This is a genomic window from Polaromonas sp. P3_C2 (genome assembly GCF_056402675.1).
The window spans coordinates 1-4,050 of the sequence record NZ_JBFUGX010000385.1 but is presented as its reverse complement, the minus strand read 5'-3'; the positions used below and the strand labels follow the sequence as shown (position 1 = coordinate 4,050).

Sequence of the window (4,050 nt, the reverse complement as noted above, 5' to 3'; positions counted from 1 at the left end):
ACGGGCGCAAGCAGCTATTGTTTTGATAGCGTTTACGTGTGAACTGAAAACTGGCCTGAGTGCCTTTTGGGCACAAAAAAGTGCCAAAAACAGGCATTTTCAGGCATCGAAAGTACCTGAAGCCCAATAAGGGCGGGCGCGAGCAGCTATTAAATTGATAGTGCCATCCATCGCTCCCGCAGGCCACCGACGCGCCATGCGGGCGACGGCCGACCCCGCTCGGCTCAAATCTGCACCCGCGTTCCCAGCTCAATCACGCAGTTGTTGGGCAGCTTGAAAAACCCCGCCACGCTGCCTGCGTTGCGCGACATCAGGGCGAACAGCGCCTCGCGCCAGTGCACCATGCCCGAGCCGCGCGTGGGCACCACGATTTCGCGGCTTAAAAAGTACGAGGTCTCAAACAGGTTGATGGGCAGGCCCTGGGCCTTGCACAGCTCCAGCGCTTTCGGAATGTCGGGCGTGTTCTTGAAGCCGTAGTTCACCTCCACCCGCCAGAAGCCCGGCGCCAGCGGCTGCACCTGCACGCGTTCGGCAAACGGTATCCACGGCACGTCATGAAACACCACTGTCAGGATCAGGTTGCGCTCATGCAGCACCTGGTTGTGCTTGAGGTTGTGCATCAGCGCCTGCGGCACCGTGTCGGGGTTGGCTACCGCATACACCGCGGTGCGCTGCACGCGGTTCACGCTGTCGGCCGACAGCGCCGTCACAAAGGGCAACAGCTCCGGGTCGTCGTGGCGGATGCTTTCTACCAGCAGCTCACGCCCGCGCCGCCACGTCGCCATCACGGTGAAGATCGCCACACCCAGCACCAGCGGAAACCAGCCGCCCTGCATGAACTTCAGCATGCACGACACCACCAGCAGCAGGTCAACCGCCACAAAAGTCACTGTCGCGGCAATCGCCAGCGGCAAGGGGTAGCGCCAGCCCTGGCGTATGACAAAGAAGGTCAGCAAGGTCGTGATCAGCATGGTGATCGTCACCGCAATGCCATAGGCTGCCGCCATGGCCGACGAGCTGCCAAAGCCGAGCACCGTGGCCAGCACGGCGGCCAGCAGCAGCCAGTTCACGCCCGGCATGTAGATTTGACCGGCCTCGCGCGCCGAGGTGTGCAGCACGCTCATGCGCGGCAGCAGGCCCAGCTGTATGGCCTGCCGCGTCATCGAATAAGCGCCTGAAATAACAGCCTGCGATGCAATCACCGTGGCCAGCGTAGCCAGCACCACGGCGGGAATCAGCCACGCTTCGGCAAACATGCGATAAAACGGGTTTTCCAGCGCGGCCGGGTCGCGCATCAGCAGTGCGCCCTGGCCCATGTAGTTAATCGCCAGCGCCGGCAGCACCAGGCCGCCCCACGCAAACTGGATGGGTCGCTTGCCGAAGTGGCCCATGTCGGCGTACAGCGCCTCCGCGCCGGTAAAGGCCAGTACGATGGCGCCCACCGCCACAAACATGTGCCAGCCCTGTGCGCTTAAAAAGCGAATGGCGTTCAGCGGGTTCAGCGCGGCCAGTATGCCGGGCTGCTGCGCAATCTCCAGCGCACCGGTAAAGGCCAGCACACCAAACCACAACACGATGACCGGGCCAAACAGCTTGCCGACCAGGCCCGTGCCATAACGCTGCACTGCAAACAGCCCCACCAGCACCGCCATGCAGACCGGCAGCACATAGGGCTTGAGCGCGGGCGTCACCACCTCCAGCCCTTCAACCGCGCTGAGCACCGAGATCGCCGGCGTGATGACGCTGTCGCCGTAAAACAGCGAAGCGCCCAGCACGCCCGTCAGCAGCAGGGCGGTGCGCGCCTTCGGGTTGTGGCCTGCCGCCTTGGCCGCCAGCGCGGTCAGCGCCATGATGCCGCCTTCGCCRTTGTTGTCGGCCCGCAAGATCAGCAGGATGTACTTGAGCGTGACGATCATCATCAGGCCCCAGAAGATCACCGACACCGCGCCGATAAGGTGCTGGGCATCCAGTGGCACGCCCGTGGCGGGGCTGAAGATTTCCTTCATGGTGTAAAGCGGGCTGGTGCCGATGTCACCGTACACCACACCCAGTGCGCCCAGCGTCAGCGCCGCCACGCCTTCGCGGTGGCCTTTTTTTCGCGTTGTGTTGTTGGCGGCTGTGGCCTGGCCCTCTGCAGCAGCATTCGCAGTCGTTGCGACATTTCCCATACATTCCATCCGTCAGTGAACAAGGCTTCACTGTCGGCCGGCGGGCATCAGGAACGCATAAGTACGCGTAAGGAAATCGCCGTTCAGGCCGGTATCAGTCCACCGCCAGCCGGTAACCCACGCCGGTTTCGGTCAGTAAATGCCGGGGCTCGGCCGGTTCCTGCTCAATCTTGGCGCGCAGCTGCGCCATGTACAGCCGCAGGTAATGCACGTGCTCGGTGTATTCGGGCCCCCACACGTCGGCCAGCAGCTGCCGGTGCGTCACCACGCGGCCCGCACTGCGAACCAGCCGCGCCAGCAGCTTGAACTCGGTGGGCGTCAGGTGCAGGGTCTCGCCGTGCAGCTGCGCGGTGTGCAGCGTCAGGTCCACACGCAAACCATCAAGTTCATGCACCGTTACGGCCGCGGCCAGGGCCGTGCCGCGGTGGCGCAGCGCCACGCGTATGCGCGCCAGCAGCTCGCTCACGCTGAAGGGCTTGGTCAGGTAGTCGTCGGCGCCCGCGTCCAGCAGCTTGATTTTTTGCGCCTCCTGGTGGCGGGCCGACACCACGAGGATGGGCAGCGAATGCTTGCGCCGCACTTCCTGCACCAGCTCAGCGCCATCACCGTCGGGCAGGCCCAGGTCCAGCACAATCACGTCGGGCGGGTCGTTGCGCACCAGCGCGGCGGCTTCGCTCAGCGACACGGCCGTCTGTACCTCAAAGCCTTCCACCGACAGCGACGCGCGCATCAGCTCGCGCAGGTCGCGGTCGTCTTCCACCACCAGAAGGCGCAGGCTCATGGCTGCATCCCGGCGGGTTGCTGGGCCTCAATCGGCAGCGTCAGGGTAAAGACATTGCCTTCACCCGATTCGCCAACATCACGGCGCGACGATAAAAAGAGCCGGCCCTGGTGCGCCTCTGCAATGGCGCGGCACAGCGCCAGGCCCAGGCCCGCACCGCGCGGGCCGGACTGGTCACCGCGCGCATAGGGCGCAAAGATGGCCTCGTACTTGTCTTTTGCAATCTGCGGACCGCTGTCTTTCACGGTCAGCCGCAGCGTGTTGCCCTGGGCCTCCACCGACAGCGCAATCGCACCCGTGCTGTACTTGAGCGCGTTGTCCAGCAGGTTGTCTACCAGCTGCGCCAGCAGAACCGGGTCTGCCTTGATCAGCGGCAGCCCGGCCTGCACGGTGGAGGTAATGCGGCGCTCGGGGTCGMGCTTGCGCACGCGCGCCAGCACGGTGCCGACAATTTCTTCTGGAGACTCCCACTGCCGCGCCGGCGGCTGCGCGGTGTTGGACAGCTGCACCAGCTGCAGCGTGTTCTCCGTCACGGTCGATAAATAAGAGGCCTCACTCACAATGCTGCCCAGCAGCCGCGCCTGCTCGGCTGGGGCCAGCTTGTCGCCCTGCGTTTGCAGCGCTGAAGCGGCGCCCACCACGGTTGCCAGCGGCGTGCGCAGGTCATGCGAAATGGCCGCCAGAAAAGTGCTTTGCACCTGCTGGCGTTGCGCTTCGCCCTGTGCCGCCTGCATCGAGTTGCTAAGCTGCAGCCGCCACAGCGCCTGCCCCAGCAGCGCGCACAGCGCCTCGGCATGTTCGCGCCCGCCGGTGTCGTGTGCCGGTGCGGGCTCTACCCGCGCGGCGCCGTGCATCTGCGCCTTGTCGCCCAGCGGCAGGTACCAGGCGTTCAGCCCCGGCCAGCGCCCGGTGCCGGGCCCCAGCGTGGCCGCTTCGCGCATGCAGCACTTCATGCCGTCCAGCACCGAAGACTCCAGCACCGCCGCGTTCGACAGCTCGCCCCCTGCCTGCAGCGTGCCCAAAAGGCAAGGGCCTTCAAAGGCTTCATCCAGCGCCGCCTGGCCCAGGGTGGCAACAGCGCCGCCTGGCCCAGGGTGGCAA

The 4,050-nt window shown here is 65.1% G+C and carries 3 protein-coding genes; all 3 read right to left on the bottom strand.

Annotated features, from left to right (window positions below; all coding sequences use genetic code 11):
* Positions 1-224: 224 nt before the first annotated feature.
* A complete protein-coding gene (locus AC1DWI_RS15535; protein WP_477670088.1) occupies positions 225-2,168 on the bottom strand; it encodes a potassium transporter Kup in 1,944 nt (647 codons plus the stop codon).
* Positions 2,169-2,262: 94 nt separating this feature from the next.
* Positions 2,263-2,949 carry a response regulator gene (locus tag AC1DWI_RS15530; RefSeq protein WP_457282848.1) on the bottom strand — a complete coding sequence of 229 codons (687 nt, stop codon included), beginning with the start codon at positions 2,947-2,949 and terminating at the stop codon, positions 2,263-2,265.
* Positions 2,946-4,050 (bottom strand): sensor histidine kinase (locus tag AC1DWI_RS15525; protein WP_477725160.1); only part of this gene is annotated, 1,105 nt, incomplete at its 5' end. The genes AC1DWI_RS15530 and AC1DWI_RS15525, both read right to left, overlap by 4 nt.